The 16,138-nt window shown below is 73.0% G+C and carries 13 protein-coding genes; 3 read left to right on the top strand and 10 right to left on the bottom strand.

All coding sequences use genetic code 11. The features are described 5' to 3' along the window. Window positions 1-57 precede the first annotated feature (57 nt). Window positions 58-2,214 carry an ATP-dependent DNA helicase UvrD2 gene (locus KUA19_RS02620; RefSeq protein WP_308167286.1) on the bottom strand — a complete coding sequence of 719 codons (2,157 nt, stop codon included), beginning with the start codon at window positions 2,212-2,214 and terminating at the stop codon, window positions 58-60. Window positions 2,215-2,315: 101 nt separating this feature from the next. On the opposite strand from KUA19_RS02620, the gene KUA19_RS02625 reads away from it, so the two are divergent. Continuing rightward, on the top strand, window positions 2,316-2,573 hold the full coding sequence (locus KUA19_RS02625; protein WP_217394411.1) for a mycoredoxin: 258 nt from the start codon (window positions 2,316-2,318) through the stop codon (window positions 2,571-2,573). 164 nt (window positions 2,574-2,737) lie between these two features. On the opposite strand, the gene KUA19_RS02630 is transcribed toward KUA19_RS02625, so the two are convergent. Then, window positions 2,738-2,986, bottom strand: a complete 249-nt coding sequence (locus KUA19_RS02630) for a hypothetical protein (RefSeq protein WP_217394412.1) — start codon at window positions 2,984-2,986, stop codon at window positions 2,738-2,740. 174 nt (window positions 2,987-3,160) lie between these two features. Beyond that, a complete protein-coding gene (locus tag KUA19_RS02635; RefSeq protein WP_217394413.1) occupies window positions 3,161-4,084 on the bottom strand; it encodes a helix-turn-helix domain-containing protein in 924 nt (307 codons plus the stop codon). A gap of 141 nt (window positions 4,085-4,225) precedes the next feature. On the opposite strand from KUA19_RS02635, the gene KUA19_RS02640 reads away from it, so the two are divergent. Both KUA19_RS02640 and KUA19_RS02645 read left to right on the top strand, forming a co-directional pair. After that, entirely contained in the window at window positions 4,226-4,798 is a 573-nt protein-coding gene (locus KUA19_RS02640; protein ID WP_217394414.1) for a winged helix-turn-helix domain-containing protein, read from the top strand. A gap of 39 nt (window positions 4,799-4,837) precedes the next feature. Continuing rightward, complete coding sequence (locus tag KUA19_RS02645; protein WP_217394415.1) at window positions 4,838-6,094, top strand: MFS transporter; 1,257 nt, start codon at window positions 4,838-4,840, stop codon at window positions 6,092-6,094. Here the strand turns inward: KUA19_RS02645 and nudC are convergent. The 7 genes from nudC to KUA19_RS02680 all read right to left on the bottom strand — a co-directional run bounded on the left by nudC (window position 6,017) and on the right by KUA19_RS02680 (window position 16,121). Next, window positions 6,017-6,952 carry an NAD(+) diphosphatase gene (nudC, locus tag KUA19_RS02650; RefSeq protein ID WP_217394416.1) on the bottom strand — a complete coding sequence of 312 codons (936 nt, stop codon included), beginning with the start codon at window positions 6,950-6,952 and terminating at the stop codon, window positions 6,017-6,019. The genes KUA19_RS02645 and nudC overlap by 78 nt on opposite strands. Beyond that, window positions 6,949-8,268 carry a M16 family metallopeptidase gene (locus KUA19_RS02655; RefSeq protein ID WP_217394417.1) on the bottom strand — a complete coding sequence of 440 codons (1,320 nt, stop codon included), beginning with the start codon at window positions 8,266-8,268 and terminating at the stop codon, window positions 6,949-6,951. Before KUA19_RS02655 ends, nudC begins: the two co-directional genes overlap by 4 nt. Continuing rightward, window positions 8,265-9,575: a M16 family metallopeptidase gene (locus KUA19_RS02660; RefSeq protein WP_217394681.1), complete on the bottom strand. Its 1,311-nt coding sequence runs from the start codon at window positions 9,573-9,575 to the stop codon at window positions 8,265-8,267. The genes KUA19_RS02655 and KUA19_RS02660 overlap by 4 nt, the downstream gene beginning before the upstream one ends. A gap of 62 nt (window positions 9,576-9,637) precedes the next feature. Then, a complete protein-coding gene (locus KUA19_RS02665) occupies window positions 9,638-11,017 on the bottom strand; it encodes an FAD/NAD(P)-binding protein (protein ID WP_217394418.1) in 1,380 nt (459 codons plus the stop codon). A 306-nt stretch (window positions 11,018-11,323) separates the two neighbouring features. Beyond that, window positions 11,324-12,574, bottom strand: a complete 1,251-nt coding sequence (locus tag KUA19_RS02670) for a S8 family serine peptidase (protein ID WP_254548584.1) — start codon at window positions 12,572-12,574, stop codon at window positions 11,324-11,326. A 63-nt stretch (window positions 12,575-12,637) separates the two neighbouring features. Next, entirely contained in the window at window positions 12,638-12,781 is a 144-nt protein-coding gene (locus KUA19_RS02675) for a hypothetical protein (protein ID WP_217394420.1), read from the bottom strand. Window positions 12,782-12,863: 82 nt separating this feature from the next. Further along, on the bottom strand, window positions 12,864-16,121 hold the full coding sequence (locus KUA19_RS02680) for an ATP-dependent helicase (protein WP_217394421.1): 3,258 nt from the start codon (window positions 16,119-16,121) through the stop codon (window positions 12,864-12,866). Between the last annotated feature and the right edge of the window lie 17 nt (window positions 16,122-16,138).

Consider the following 16,138-nt stretch of genomic DNA (forward strand, 5'->3'; position numbering starts at 1 on the left):
CTATGCCTCCGGGGCGGGAGCGCGCAAACGGTTTTACGGCTCTGTTGCCAAATCTTTTTAAAGATCTTCTGAATCGGGTTGATCAGGCGCCAAATCCGCCACCGCCGCACCCTTGAGCAGCGCCAGCACAGCGTCCCCGTACAGCTCCAACTTGCGCGGGCCGATACCGGCGATCTCCACCAGACCTGATCTGTCAGATGGACGACGCTCGGCCAGTGCGGTCAGCGTCGCATCCGTGAACACCACGTAGGCGGGCACCCGCGCCACCGCCGCGACCCGGCCGCGCCAGTCGCGCAGCCGCTCCAGCAGCGCCTCGTCCAGCGTCGACGGGCAGGTCATGCAGCGACCCAGCTTGCGCTCCGGGCCGGTCAGCAGCGTCGCCCCACACACCCGGCAGCTCACGATCACGGTGCGGACCCGGCGCTCGACCGGTCCGCCCGGCGCGGCCGCCGCCCGCCGCGCCGACGGCACCGACCCGCTGTCGACCGGTCCGGGCAGGAATCGGCAGGCCCGGCGGGCCCGGCCGCCCGGCGAGCGGGCCTCGCCGTAGCTCAGCCACAGCCACTGCCGCGCCCGGGTGATCCCGACGTACAGCAGGCGCCGCTCCTCCTCGAGCGCCTCCGGCGTGCGCGCGTACCCGGTGGGCAGGGTCCCCTCGACCAGGCCGACCAGGAACACCGCGTCCCATTCCAGGCCCTTGGCGGCGTGCAGGCTGGCCAGCGTCACCCCGTCGACCGTCGGCGCGTGCTGCGCGTGCTCCCGGCGTGCCAGCTCCTCGGTGAAGCCGACCAGGCCGTCCGCGGCGCCAGGCTCGGGGCGGAACTCGGTCGCCAGGCGCACCAGCGCGGCCAGCGACTCCCAGCGCTCGCGGGCCGCGCCGCCGCCGGGCGGGCGGTCCGGCTGCCAGCCCAGCCCGGTCAGCACCGCACCGACCGTGCCGACCAGGTCACCGTCGTCCTCGGAGCGGGTCGCCCCGCGCAGCGCCACCATCGCCTGGCGGATCTCGGGGCGCTCGAAGAAGCGCTCGCCACCACGCAGCACGTACGGCACGCCGTGCTCGGCCAGCGCCTCCTCGTACGTCTCCGACTGGGCGTTGGCGCGGAACAGCACCGCTATCTCGGCCGCGGGCGTGCCCGCCGCGATCAGCTCGGCGCACCGGCGCGCCACCGCGATCGCCTCGTTCGCCTCGTCGGGGAAGGTGCGCAGATCCGGCTGCGGGCCGGGCGGACGCTGCCCGATCAGGTCCAGCCGCAGTCGCGCCTCGCTGCCCTTGGCCTGCCGGATCACCGCGTTGGCCAGGCCGACCACCTGCGGCGTGGACCGGTAGTCGCGCACCAGCCGGACCACCGTCGCGTCGCGGTGGGTACGCGCGAAGTCCACCAGATACGACGAGGTCGCGCCGGTGAACGAGTAGATCGTCTGGGCGGCGTCGCCGACCACGGTCAGGTCCCGGCGGCCGCCCAGCCACGCCTCCAGCAGCCGCTGCTGCAGCGGGTTCACGTCCTGGTACTCGTCGACGACGAAGTGGCGGTACTGCGAGCGCACCTGCTCGGCGACGTCGGAGTGCTCCTCGATGCCCCAGCACATCGCGCGCAGCAGGTCCTCGAAGTCGATCACGCCTTGGTGGCGCTTGACCTGCTCGTACGCCTTGAAGACCGCCTCGACCTGGGTGGCGTCCAACGGCACCTCGCGCCCGGCCTTGGCCGCCTCGACCGCGTACTCCCCCGGTTCCACCAGGGACGACTTCGCCCACTCGATCTCACCGGACAGGTCGCGGGCGGCCACCCGGTCCGCGCGTACCCCCGCACGGGCCGCCGCCAGCGTGACCAGCCGCGCCTTGCTCTCCACCAGCTGCGGCATCTCCCGACCGCGCAGCAGCCGTGGCGCGAAGAACCGGAGCTGCCGCAGCGCCGCGGCGTGGAACGTGCGCGCCTGCACCCCCCGGGCGTCCAGCGCCGCCAGCCGTTCCCGCAGCTGCGCCGCCGCGCGGGCGGTAAATGTGACGGCCAACACATGTCGCGCCTGGATCTGCTCGGTCACCACCCGGTACGCGATCCGATGCGTGATCGCGCGCGTCTTACCGGTGCCCGCACCAGCCAGAATGCACACTGGACCAGCCGGGGCGACCACCGCGGCCCGCTGCTCGTCGTCCAGACCGGCCAGCACCCGCTTTGCCCTGACCTGGGCGGCGTCGGTGGCTCGGTCGTTGGTCACACCTGGAATCATCCCAGGTCCACTCGATGTTGCTGCGGTTAGAGTCCGAGTCCCCATGGAGCGACCGCACGGCGCTCCCATCCCCCCACTTGAGGATGACCATGCTGACCATGTACTCGACCACCTGGTGCGGCTACTGCCACCGCCTGCGCACCCAGCTCGACCGCGAGGGCATCACCTACACGGTGATCGACATCGAGCAGGACCCGAACGCGGCCGAGTTCGTGATGAGCGTCAACGGCGGCAACCAGACGGTCCCGACGGTCAAGTTCAGCGACGGCTCCGCCCTGACCAACCCGAGCATCATCCAGGTCAAGGACCGCCTCGCCACCCTCGCGACCGCGGCTGAACCGGCCTGACCAGCTCTCGCGCCCTCGGCGCGCCGGGTCCACACCCGTCTTCCATCGACGCTGGCCTATCTAGGGGACGAATCTTCGACAACCGTCCTCTAGATAGGCCAGCGTCGATTAAAAATCGAAGTGCCCGCGGGGGGTAGGCGAATGGTCGGGCGGGCGCCAGCAGCTCAGCTGGGCCACTTCGGCGCGTCGAGGCGGACGACCTTCACCCGCTGGCGCCCCGACCTGACCGCGCCCACCGACGCGAGCGCCCGTGCCAGGTGCAGCGCGGCGTCGAGGGTGTCCGCCTCCGCGACCTGGCGGCGCTGCTCCGGGCTGATGGTCTCGTCGCGCAGGGGCAGCTCGTCATGAACCGACGCCACCACATCCTCGGGGGCGAACGGTCGAACCTCGGTTCGGACGATCAGGTACCGCATGCGCTACTCCGTCACTGGCTGGCGGGCGGAGGCGAAGTGGGTCCATGGGTGGAACTTCCACATTCGGCTGTTGTCATGCTTGTGCATTTCCTGAGGTGTAATCAAGCAAGACGCGACGATCGTCGGGTAGCACCGCCCGAACGGGTGACTCAGCGTAACGTTTGCACGTTTTGATCACCCGAGCTGTGACTCAAGCCACGCCCGCGATCGGACCGGGTCGAGCGCTGCCTCGCGCAGCCAGTCGAAGACCCGGGCGTACCGGTCGACCGCCATACGGTCAGTGATGACCAGCTCACGCGCAAGCGCTTCGACAGCCACCGTCTCGGGATCCTCGGGGTCGGCGAAGTGATAGATGGAAAATCCCGTATAGGGCACGAACTCCGGCCCCACCGGGGCCTCGCACAGCAGTACTCTGATCGTCACATTGGGTAACAGCATGAGGTTCGACAGGTGCGCGAGCTGGCCGTCACGCACCGCCCGCGGTGCGCCCCGACCGAGTACCGCCTGCTCGTCGAGCACCGCCTCGTAGCCCGGCGGATCGGGCTGCCGGGTGAGGATGGCCTGGCGCGCCAGCCGCGCCGCGACCTCGGTGTCGGGCGCCTGCGCGGCGGGCACCTCGACGGCCGGGCCCGACGGCGCGGCCGCGCGCTGCGCGGGCACGACCTCGCCGGGGCAGGGGGCGGGCGAGGACAGGATGCGGGTGCGGGCGTACTCGGGCGTCTGCAGCAGGCCCGGGACGATGCTCAGCGCGTACTCCCTGATGCCGGCGCTGCCGGCCTCCAGTTCGGCGTACCCCCGTTGCCGTTGGGTCATCACCGGGTAGGCGCGCAGCCAGCCGCGGGTGTTGCCCGCGTCGCGCGTGATGGCCACGAGCTGGTCGCGGTCGCGACCACCCACCTGGTACAGGTCGAGCAGGTCCAGCACGTCGGCCAGGTCGGGACGGCTGCGCCCGTTCTCCAGCCGCGACAACTTCGACTTGGCCGCCCAGCCGACCCGGTCGACGACCTGGTCGCCGGTGAGCCCGGCCTGTTCGCGCAGGCGGCGCAGCTCCGCGCCCAGGCGCTGGCGGCGGACGATCGGGCTGGATCCTCGCGGCAAGGGGAGACCTCCGTGGCGAACCAGCCCCCAGGCTAGGCTGCCCTACCTCTCCCGATCTGCCCGACACGCGGCTTTCACTCGTTCGCTACGGCCACCGAAGGCGGGGTTGAAAGAGTTCTTTCGAAAGGGTAGTTTCGACGCATGGTTGACGCGCGTCATGAGATTCGGCAGGTCACCGATCCCCGGATGCTGCGGGCCCTGGCACATCCGCTGCGGTTGCGGCTGATGAACGAACTGGCCATGCGCGGCCCGGCCACCGCGACCGAGCTGGCCGAGCAGGTCGGCGAGTCGCCGTCGAACTGCTCCTGGCACCTGCGGCAGCTGGCCAGGTTCGGCTACGTCGAGGAGGCCGAGGGCGGGGTGGGCCGCAACCGGCCCTGGCGCTGGATCCCGGTCGGCCACCGATGGGGCGACCCGGACGACTCCCCCGAGATGGTCCGGGCGGGCGAGGAGATGGGCAACATCCTGATGGCCTTCGAACTGGCCCAACGCAACGCCTGGGAGGCCACCCGCACGGCCGAGCCCCCCGACTGGCAGCGGGCCGCCTACACCAACCAGCACGTCGCCTGGCTCACGGTCGAGGAGCTGACCGAGCTCAACACGGCGATCACCGAACTGATGAGCCGCCACCTGGACCGCGTCGGCGACCCCGCGCGCAGACCCGCGGGCTCCCGCCCGGTGCGCCTGGTCGCCTGGGCCGTCCCGGCCGCCTGACCCGCCCCCACCCCCGCACCACCCCGGAAAGGAACCACCATGCGCGCCGTCCTGAGTCGACCCGCGTTCCGGCTGCTCTTCTGCGGCCTGCTGTTCAGCATGACCGCCGAGTCGGTGCTGCTGCTGGCGCTCGCGATCTGGGCCAAGGACCTGACCGGCTCCGACGGCATGGCCGGGGCGGCGATCCTGGCCGTGGTCGCCCCGATGGTGTTCGCGCCGGTGCTGGGCTTCGTGGTGGACCGCTTCCGCCGCCGCCCCTTCCTGGTGGCGGTGCTGCTCTGCTCGGCGGCGATGCTCACCCCGCTGTTCGCCGTGCGCGACCGCCCGGACCTGTGGATCCTGTTCGCCGTCGGGGTCGGCTACGGCCTGTCGTTCATCATGGTCAGCGCCGCCCTCAACGGCCTGATCAAGGAGGTCGTGCCCGACGAGCTGCTGGCCGAGGCCAACGGTGCGCTGCAGACGGTCAAGCAGGGCCTGCGCCTGGTCGGCCCGCTGCTGGGCGCCGGACTCTACGGCGCGACCAAGGGCTGGGGGCTGGCCGCCGTCGGCATCACCGGCTTCGTGCTGGCCGCGCTGGTCATCTCCGCGGTACGGGTGCACGAACAGCGCCCGCAGCGCTCCGAACTGCACTGGATCGCCGAGGTGACGGCGGGCGTACGGCAGCTCGTCGCCACCGCCGCCATGCGCCGGGTGCTGGTCGGCGTGGTCATCGCGATCACGGTGTTCGGCTTCGGCGAGTCGGTCTTCTTCGCCTACGTCGACCAGGGCCTGCACCGGTCTCCGACGTTCCTCGGCGTGTTGATCAGCATCCAGGGCGTCGGCGGGTTGATCGGCGGCCTGACCGCGGCGCGGGTGGTGCGCCGTCTCGGCGAGATCGGCACGATCACGCTGGGGCTGGCCCTGTTCGCGCCGTGGCAGTTCGCGGGACTGGTGCCGCGACTGTGGCTGGCCGTGCCGCTGGTGGTGGTGGCCGGGCTGGGGCTGCCGTACGCCATCGTCGGGCTGATGACGCTGCTGCAGCGCACCACACCCGCCGAGCTGATGGGCCGCACCTCAGCGGCGATGGACGCGCTGCTCAGCGCCCCGCAGGCGCTGTCGATCGCGTTCGGGGCGGTGCTGGTCGGGCTGGTCGACTACCGGGTGCTGATGACGGCCATGGGCGTGGTGATGGCCGCCTCCGCCGCGTACCTGTGGGCCGGGCAGGCGCTGACCAGGCCGTCAGAGACCGCCGAGCCAGCGCCGGATCAGGTGGTTGGCGATGGAGGACCGGTTCGGCAGTCCGAAACTGTCGTCTGACCCGTCCAGCACCGCGGCGATCTCGGTGCGGGTGAACCAGCGGGCGTCGACGAGTTCGTCCGGGTCGGTGCGAATCGGCTCGGCCGGGTCGCCCTGCACGGTGAAACCCAGCATCAGCGAACGCGGGTACGGCCAGGGCTGGCTGCCCACGTACACCGGGTCGGCGACCGTGACGCCGCACTCCTCGGCGACCTCGCGGATCACCGCCGCCTCGGCGGACTCCCCCGCCTCGACGAACCCGGCCAGGGTCGAGTAGCGCCGCTTGTCGGCGTTCGCCCACATCACGTTGGCGCCGAGCAGGGCGCGGCCCCGCGGACCGGCCACCCCGTCGTGCACGATCATGATCACGGCCGGGTCGGTACGCGGGAAGTGCAGCTCGCCCTCCGCGTCGCGGCGCACCCAGCCGCCCTGCTCGACGGTGGTCGGCTGGCCGGACTTCGGCGCGAACATGTGGTCGCGGTGCCAGCGCACCAGCGCCAGCGCCTGGGTGAGCAGGCCCGCGTCGCGTTCGGTCAGATCGGCGCCGACCTCCCACAGGTGCCTCGGCTCGGCGCCCTCGACCTGCGGCAGCTCCGCGTTGACCGCGAAGAACGGCGTGCCGTCGGGCTCCACGCCCAGGAACAGCGGCGCCGCCGCCGGGTCGGTGACCGGCATGTCGGTCGAGCGCAGCAGCACCAGCTCGGTGCCGCGGATCAGCGCCTTGCCGTCGGGGCCGACGACCACGACCCGGGCGCGCAGCCAGGCGTCGGCCAGCCACTGCGGATCGGCGCGCCGGAACGCGGCCCGGTCCAGCGAGGACCGGGCCAGCGCGGGCCGCTCACCGAGGTCAGCGGCCCGCTGCGCGTGTACGTGGTTCATGGCCTCGACTCGACCTGCACCGGAACGATCGCGGCGACCGCGGCCTGGATCTTCTCCGCGTCGCCCAGGATCACCGGGGCGGACACGGCCGGAGCCAGGTAGGTGCGCGCGACGCGCTGCACGTCGTCCAGGGTGGCGGCGGCCAGCCGGGCGGAGTGCTCGGCCAGGTAGTTCAGCCGCAGCCCGAACCCGGCGTACGTGCTGGCCAGCCCGGCCAGGCCCGCCTGGGTGGACATGCCCAGCTGCAGGGTGCCCAGCGCGTACTGCCGGGCCTGCTCCAGCTCCGCCTCGGACGGAGGCAGGCTGGCCAGGCGGCCCAGCTCGTACAGCGTCTCCACCAGGGCGGGTGCGGTCACCTCGGTGGCGACCTCGGCCGAGACCGTCAGCGACGATCCGGCCACCGAGTGCTCGATCATCGAGTGCGGGCCGTAGGTGTACCCCTTGTCTTCGCGGATGTTCTCCACCCAGCGGGAGGAGAAGTAGCCGCCGAACACCATGTTCGCCAGCTGCAGCGCGGCGTGGTCGGGGTGGGTGCGGCCGACCGCGGGCAGCGCGATGCGCAGCGAGGACTGCACCGCGCCGGGCCGGTCGACCAGCAGCAGCGGACCGGGCACCAGCTCCGGGATCGCGGGCAGCTCGGCCTGCGATCCCCGGCCGTTCCAGCCGCCGAGGCGCTTGGTCGCCAGGTCCACGGCCTGCTCGGGGTCGATGTCGCCGACCAGCACCAGCGTCGAACCGGCCGGGTGCAGCCGCTCGGCGTGCAGCTCGCGCAGCTCCTGCGGGCGAACCGCGCGCACCTCGTCGACGCTCGGCGTCTGGACCGCGTACGGGTGACCGGGGTAGATCCGCTTCAGCAGCGCCACCCGGGCCAGATGCGCGGGCTGGCTCTGCGCCACCTGGATCCGGTCGGCCAGCCGCTCCGACTCGGTGTCGACCTCGCCGTCGGGGTAGGCCGCGTCGTCGAGCACCTCGGCCAGCAACTCCAGCAGCCGGTCCAGCCCGGACACCAGCGAGTTGCCGCTGATGAGCAGGCGGTCGGGGTCGACGCCGGCGCCCAGGCCGCCGCCGACGGTCTGCAGTTCGGCGGCGATCTGGACGGTGGTCTTGGTGCTGGTGCCGGAGAACACCGTCTGCCCCAGCACCGCCGAGCGAGCCAGGTCGGTCTTGGCGAATGGCACCCGCAGCCGCAGCTCCACCAGCGGCACACTAGGCCGCCGGATGGCGATGACGGTGAGCCCGTTGGGCAGCGTGCGCTCGGCCTGCAACGGCAGCGACAGCGGACGGTTGGCGTCCAGTTCGGGCAGGGCGAGAGTCACTGGTTACCTCCGGGCACAACCTCGATCGTGGCCCGGCGCTGCGGGCGCAGGGTGGCGGCGGCGGCGCGGATCTGGTCCTCGGTCACCGAGGCGATCGCGTGCGGCAGGTCGTTGAGCAGCCCGGGGTTGCCGCGCTGCAGCTCCAGCACGGCCATGCGCAGGGCACGGCCGAGCACCGCGTCGGTCTCGCGCAGCAGGTGGGTGGCCAGGCGGGCCTGGGTGCGGGCCAGCTCGCCCGAGGTCAGGCCGTCGTTGGCCAGCCGGTCCAGCTCCTCGTCGACGGTGGCCAGCACCTTGTCGACGCTGCCGCCGGGCGGCAGGTGCGACTGCAGCAGCAGCGCGGTGGGGTCGCGCACCTCGAACGGCTCACCCATGAAGCCGATGTAGCCGCCGACGCTGGTGACGCTGCGGTCCTTGAGCACCAGGCGCTCCACCAGCCGGGACGCGTCGCCGTCGGTCAGCACCTCGGCGAGCACCATGTACGGCAGGTAGCCCGCGAAGTCGTTGATCGGGTCCGGCACGCGCCAGGCCGAGGCGACCGCGGGCAGCGGGGCGAGCTTGTCCACGTACGACTCGCGGCGCTCGGTGCTCAGGTCGGGCTCGGCGAAGTCGGCGCGGGCGGGCGCCGGACGGGCCGGGACGTCGCTGAAGTGCCGCTCGACCAGCATGCGGGCGTGCGCCGGGTCGAAGTCGCCGCTGACGGCGAGCGTGGCGTTGCCACAGGCGTAGTAGCGGTCGAAGAACTCGGCCGCGTCGGGGACGGTGGCCGCCTCCAGGTCGGTGAAGGAGCCGTAGCCGTCATGGGCGTTCGGGAACGTGTCGAACATGACCGGTGGGAGCTTGAGCCACGGGAAGCCGCCGTACGGGCGGTTCAGCACGTTGACCCGGATCTCCTCCTTGACCACGTCGATCTGGTTGTGCAGGTTCTCCTCGGTGAGCCGAGGCCCGCGCATCCGGTCGGCCTCGAGGAACAGCATGCGCTCCAGCGCGTTGCTCGGGGCCGTCTCGTAGTAGTCGGTGTAGTCCAGGTGGGTCGAGCCGTTGAAGGTGCCGCCCGCGCCCTGGACATGCCGGAAGTGGGCCAGCTTCTCCAGGTTGGCCGAGCCCTGGAACATCAGGTGCTCGAAAAGGTGGGCGAAACCGGTGCGGCCCTCGGGCTCCGAGCGGATGCCCACGTCGTAGACGACCGCCACGCCGATCACGGGAGCGCTGCGGTCCGGGCTCAACACCACACGCAAACCGTTGGCGAGCGTGAACCGCTCGACCTCGTACGCGGTGCGCGGGATCTGGATGCTGCTGGTCTCCATGGACACAACGCGACCCTAGCAAGCCCGAGGGCCCGGCCACACCCGCGTGCGATCACACCCGCCTACGAGTCGACGCACTCGGGGATCTCCACCCGCACCGACCCGAACGCCAGCGCCAGTGCCCTGGCCTGCGCGCGGATCTCCGGTGCCGCCGTGCTCTCCCACAGCCGCCCACGACGGGTCGGGCCGAGCGTCCACAGCGCGCGGCTGGTGGAGCCGTCGCGGCGCAGCACCGCCCCCGAGGCGTCGGTGTCCAGGCCCAGGCGGTGCGGGCCGGGGCGGGCCATCCCGTCGGCGATCAGCGACCGGACCAGCGGGTCGGACTCGACCAGCCGCCCGGGGCCGGTGCAGTTGACCACCGCCGCGAACCGGCGGGTCGAGACCGCGCCGCCGTGGCGTTCGCGCAGCACGGCCCGTACGCCCCCGTCCTCGTCGGCCGCGAGGCCGCACAGCTCCGCCGCCGTGACCGTGAGGGTGCCGTGCGCCAGCAGGCCCTCGATCGTGTCGGCGATCGGCGGCGCCATCCGGTGCCGGTGCACCTCCCAGTAGCGGGCCAGATGCCGCAGGAACCGGTGCTGGTCGGGCTCGGACAGGCCCTGCCACATCGCGTCCCAGCGGGGACGCAACGCGTCCATCACGGCGCGCCAGTCGCCGGTGCGTACGGCCAGTTCGCGCAGCGCCCGCAGCAGCGCGGCGGGCGAGCCGGTCGGCAGCGCCGCCAGCACGGCGGGGTCGACGGGCGCCGACGGGATGCCGGGGCGGCGGTGCGGCTGGGGCAGCAGCCCGTGCCGCGACACGGCGGTCAGCGCGTGGTGCCGCCCGGTACGCGACAGCGTCAGCGCCACGTCGACCGCGGTCAGCCCGGTACCGATGAGCAGCACCTCCCCCTCCGGCAGGGTCGTCAGCGCCCCCGGCCGCCACGGGTCCCCCAGGTACACCGGCGACCCGGTCAGTCCGGCGTCCAGCCGCGCGGGCACGCCCGGGGCCGGGTGGCCCAGCGCCAGCACCACCCGGTCGGCGTTGATCACGACGTCGTCGGTGAGCAGCACGGTGAGCCGCCCGTCGGCGGTCCCGCCGGTCTCAAAGATCCGGGCGACGCGGCCGCGCTGCACGGTCAGCCGCCCTGGCGCGCCCCGGTCGGCGGCGAGCAGCGTGTCGGTGAGGTAGTCGCCGTACCAGGTGCGCGGGACGAAGTCGCCCGGCCCGGTCTGCGGCGCGCGGGTCCGGCACCAGTCGAGGAACTCCTCGGGCCGGTCCGGGTCGGCGCTCATCGTGGCGACCGGTGAGTTGAGCAGGTGCCACGGGTCGGCTGTGCCGTACGCCAGCCCTCGGCCGGGGCGGGCACCCGGATCGATCAGCACGACCTGCCAGCCGGAGCGCAGCAGCTCGCGCGTGGCGAACACGCCGCTACAGCCGCCGCCGACCACAACCGCGATGCCCATGGCGGTTACCTCCTCTGGCACAGACCGATCAACTTAGAGGCCGCGTGGAAGGTAGCGGCATCTGCCCAGCCTAAAACCTATAAAACCTACCGACACGATAGGAGATCTGAATCACTATAACCGGTCCGGAAGAACGGCATCCGGAGGGCGGTCGCGGGGAAACGTTTTGTAAACGGCTTGCCGTGGGGGGTTCACCGGGTCGGTGACGCGGCCGGTGACCGCACTTCGCGAGCAGCGCGTTGCGGAACTCGCGGGGCTCCGTGTCCGCAGCCGCCCGGCGGGGCACAGCGCGATACCGCGTCGGTGTCAGCTCCTCGCGCCGCTGCGGCGGGCCCACAGACCCAGCGCGACCAGGAACCCCAGCAGCGGCAGCACCACCAGCCAGCGGCGCCAGTCCCCGCTGTCGGCCAGCGCCACCGGTTTCGGCGACGCACTGGGCGACGAGCTGGGCAGCAGGCTCGGTGCCGGCACCGGGCTGGGCGACACCGACGGTTCGGGCAGCACGAGCGACAGCGCGGCGTTGAGGTTCAGCGCGCCGGCGCCGTACCGACTGTCCGGGCCGTCCGCGCCCCGGTCCAGCGCGGTCGTCCGCATCCGCTGCACCACCTGCGCGGCCGTGGAGCGCGGGTACGCCGACCAGATGACCGCGGCCGCCCCGGCGAGCACCGCGGCGGCGCTCGCCCCGCCCTCGTCGATGTGGTAGCCCCCGCCGACGTCGGTGGAGATGAGGTCCACGCCCGGCACCGTGATCCCGGTGGTCTGCCCGCTGACCGGCAGCACGGGCACCGCGCCGGTCCGGTCAGCCGCGATCGCGCCCAGCACTCCCGGGTACGACACTGGCCACGGCGTGAACGGCTTGCCCGGCTTCGCGGAGTCGGCCGCGATGATCAGCACTCCGCGCGCGATCGCCGCGTCGACCGACGCCTGCAGCCTGCTGCTGGGGGCAACGCCGCGCCCGATACAGATGATCTTCACATCGCGGCTGACCGCGTAGTCGATCGCGTCGGCGAGCTTGTCCGGCTCGCCGCCGGCCCCGGCCGCGGGCGCGAACGCCACCGGCAGGATCTTCGCCCCGGGTGCCACGCCGCGCACGCCCGCGGGGCGGTCGTCGGCCGGGGGCACCGGAGTCAGGCTCGGTGCCAAGCCGGGCACCTGCGGCGACGCGCTCGGCGAGGGTGACGGCGACGAGGACGGGAGCGCCGTGGGCGACACCGGCGCCAGCGGCTCGCCGACGACCTGCGCCACGTGGCCACGTCCGGCGATCAGCCCGGCGAGCTCGGTGCCACGACCGTCCACATCGGTGGTCGCCTGCGCGTCCGGCCCGGCCAGGATCTGGCCGACCAGGTCGGGGTGGGTGGCGTCGACACCGGAGTCGAGCACCGCGACGACGACGCCGCCACCGTCGGCGCGCTGGTGCACGGAGGCCAGGTCGAGGGCCGCGAACTGCCACTGCAGTCCGCGCACGACATCAGGCTGGGCGGCGGTCGCCGGGACCGCGTTCAACGCCAGCGCCACGCCGAGCGCGGTCGCCGACAGCAGTTTCATCCGACTTGGCATCGCGCGCACTCCGGCAGGGTATCGAGGGGGTCCACAGGTTCGCACGGGACTGTGACGGCAACGTCAGGGCACCGACGGACACTGGACGTCCACGACGATACCGGCCTGCGCGGCATGCCATGGCGCCAGCACCACCGCGCCGGCGACGGCCACGCCGGCGAGTGCGAGCAGCACCACCAGCGCAAGTTCCCGTACCGACGACTCCACAACGCCTCCCGCATGCATACGCGGTACCCACTCTGCATCGTGAGTACGACATCACGCAGTCGGTTTTATGACCGAAGCCGCCTCAGTCGCTTTCCACGGGAAGGCTTGTGAGCAGCGCGGTCAGCCCGTCGTGGTCGAGCAGATCGGCCGGACGGACGGTGAGATTGTCACGTACGTAATGGAACGCGGCGCTGACCCGCGCCACCGGAACCCCGGCCAGCGCGGCCCAGGCCAGCCGATACGCGGCCAACTGCACCGCGGCGGCCGCGGCGGCGGCGCCGGTCGGCACCCGGCCGGTCTTCCAGTCCACCACCTCGTAACCGCCGTCGACGGTGCGGAACACCGCGTCCATCCGTCCACGCACGACCGTGCCGCCGAGTTCGATCACGAACGGGGTCTCCACCTCGACCGGCACCCGGTCGGCCCAGATGCTCTCCTCGAACCGTTGCCGCAGCTGGTCCAGGGCCTCGTCGGGGGCGGCGTCCTCGTCGGCGGCGCCGGGCAGGTCGTCGAGGTCGAGCAGTTGGTCGGCGCCGTAGCGCTGCTCCAGCCAGTGGTGGAAGGCGGTGCCGCGCCGGGCGTACACGTCGGGGGCGGCGGGCAGCGGTCGGCGCAGCCGCCGCGCCAACGCCAGCGGGTCCTTGCGCAGCGCGACCAGCTGCGACACCGACAGGTGCGCGGGCAGCAGCACGTCGGCGCGCTGCGCCCGCCGGGCCTGCTCCTCGCGTTCGATCAGCAGCAGGTCGGACTCCTGCCGCCAGCGCCGGGTGACCTCGTCGTGCTCGGCCAGCCGCACCCCGCCGTCGGGGTCGTCCAGCATCAAGCGCACCAGCGCCGCCGCCGCCTCGACGTTCGGGCGGCGCTCGCCGAGCGGGTCGCTGGGCCAGGTCACGGCGACCTCGCCGCTGGTCGGGTTGACGGCGTCGTCGGCGGGCGGCGGTGTCCACACGTCGACGTGCCCGTGCCCGGCCTCGCACACAGCGACGATCTCGGCCAGCAGCGGCGACGGGCCGCGCGGCTTGCGCACCTTGTCGCCCCACCAGTAGCCGGAGGCGAACAGCCAGCCGCGCGGGCGGGTGACGGCGACGTACGCCAGGCGGCGCTCCTCGCGGGCGTCGTGCTCGCGCCACTCCTGCTCGAAGCCGGTCACGGCGGTGGCGAGGTCCTTCTGGTCGCGCGCGCCGGAGACGGCCAGCTCGGGCAGGCCGTCGCGGTCGCCGCGCAGCGGGAACGGCAGCACGCCCAGGCCCTTGAGGAAGTGATCGGAGCCCTTGCTCGGCCCCGGCCACACGTCCTTGGTGAGCCCGGCCACGGCCACGACGTCCCACTCCAGGCCCTTGGCCGCGTGCGCGGTCAGGATCTGCACCGCGCCCTCGGCCACGTCGACCTCGCCGGGGGTCAGCCCGCGCTCCTCGTCCTCGGCCGCGGCCAGGTAGGACAGGAAGGCGCTCAGCGGCGCGCCGTCGGTCTCGATCGCGAACCGGGCCGCGACCTCGCCCAGGGTGTCCAGGTGCGCGCGGGCCAGGCCGGTGTCGCCGGCGCGGACCGCGACCTCGACGTCCAGGCCGACGGTGCGCTCGATGTCGGCGATCAGGTCGCTGACCGGTTGGTCCAGGCGAGCCCGCAGGCTCGCGATCTCCTGGGCGTACGCCGCCAGCCGGGTGTACGCCGCGGGCGAGTACTGCTCCGGCTCGCCCAGGTCGTCCAGCGCCTCGCTCAGCGACGCCTCGTCGAGCCGGTCCACCGCGATCTCGGCGTCCGGCCCGCCCGGGTGGCGACCCCGGGCCAGCTCGCGGGCCCGCCGGTGCAGCGCCACCAGGTCACGCGGGCCGATCCGCCAGCGCGGGCCGGACAGCAGCCGCAGCAGGCTCGCCCCGTCCAGCGGATCGGACAGCACCCGCAGCGTGCACACGACGTCGCGTACCTCCGGGGTATCCAGCAGGCCGCCCAGGCCGACGACCTCGACGGGCAGGCCCCGGGCCCGCAGCGCCGCCTCGATCGGGGCGATCTGCGAGCGCACCCGCACCAGCACCGCCGAACTCGGCCGCCGCTCGATCGGGATGTGCGCCGGATTCTGGTCGGCCGTGGTCCTGGCCTCGGTGCGCCAGGCGGTGACGATCTGGTCGGCGATCCACTCGGCCTCGTCCAGGTACGACTCGAGCAGCCCCGCCAGCACGATGCCCGGCTTGTCACTGCCGGAGGTCAGCGACACCACCCGCGCCCCGCGCTCGCGCAGCGGCGCCGAGATGGTGTTGGCCACCGCCAGGATCTCCGACCGGTTCCGGAAACTGCGCCCGAGCTGCGCCATCTCGGCGGGCACCGCGTCGGCATGCGGGAATTCGCGGGGGAACCGATCCAGGGTGCCCGCGCTCGCGCCGCGCCAGCCGTAGATCGACTGGCACGGGTCGCCGACGGCGGTCACCGGGTGGCCCGCGCCGGTGGCGGGCGTGTCCCCGGAGAACAGCGCGCGCAGCAGCGTGACCTGGGCATGGCTGGTGTCCTGGTACTCGTCGAGCAGGACCACCCGGAACCTGTCCCGCTCGGCCGCGCCGACCTCGGGATGGCCAAGCGCGACCCGGGCGGCCCGCGACATCTGGTCGCCGAAGTCCATCGCCTCCAGCGTGTGCTTGCGCGCCGCGTACGCCCGGACCAGCGGCAACAGCTGCAGCCGGGCCCGCTGCCGGGCCAGCAGGTCGCGTACGTCGGCCAGCATCCGTCCCGGCCGCGACGACATCTCGGCGTGGAACCGCCCCGTCCACGCTGCCAGGTCGTCGGGTTCGACCAGGTGCTCGGCCAGCTCACCGGCCAGGGCCAGCACCGCCGACACGACCGTGCTCGGCGCCGACTCCACCGCCGACATGTCCCCCTTGTAGGTCCGCACCACCTCGTCGGCCAACTGCCAGCACGACGCCTCGGTGAGCAGCCGGGTGCTCGGCTCGTACCCGGCGCGCAGGCCGTGCTCGGTGACGATGCGGGCCGCGAACGAGTGGTAGGTGGCGATGGTCGGTTCGCCGTCGAAGCCCTCGGCGACGCGGGCGCCGATGTGGCGGCGCAGCTGGCTCAGTCGCATCCGGACCCGGTGCGACAGCTCACCGGCGGCCTTGCGGGTGAAGGTGAGGCCGAGCACGTGCTCGGGGCGTACGTGCTGGTTGGCGACCAGCCACAGCACCCGCGCCGCCATCGTCTCGGTCTTGCCCGACCCCGCGCCCGCGACCACCAGCAGCGGCGCCACCGGCGCGCTGATGACCGCCGCCTGCTCGTCCGTCGGCGGGTGCAGCCCCAGCTGCTCGGCCAGCTCCTCCGGCGTCCACCGGGGGCCGTCCTTGACGATCGCGGTCACGGCGCCACCCTTCCGGC

Source organism: Catellatospora tritici, assembly GCF_019083965.1.
GTDB classification, from domain to species: domain Bacteria; phylum Actinomycetota; class Actinomycetes; order Mycobacteriales; family Micromonosporaceae; genus Catellatospora; species Catellatospora tritici.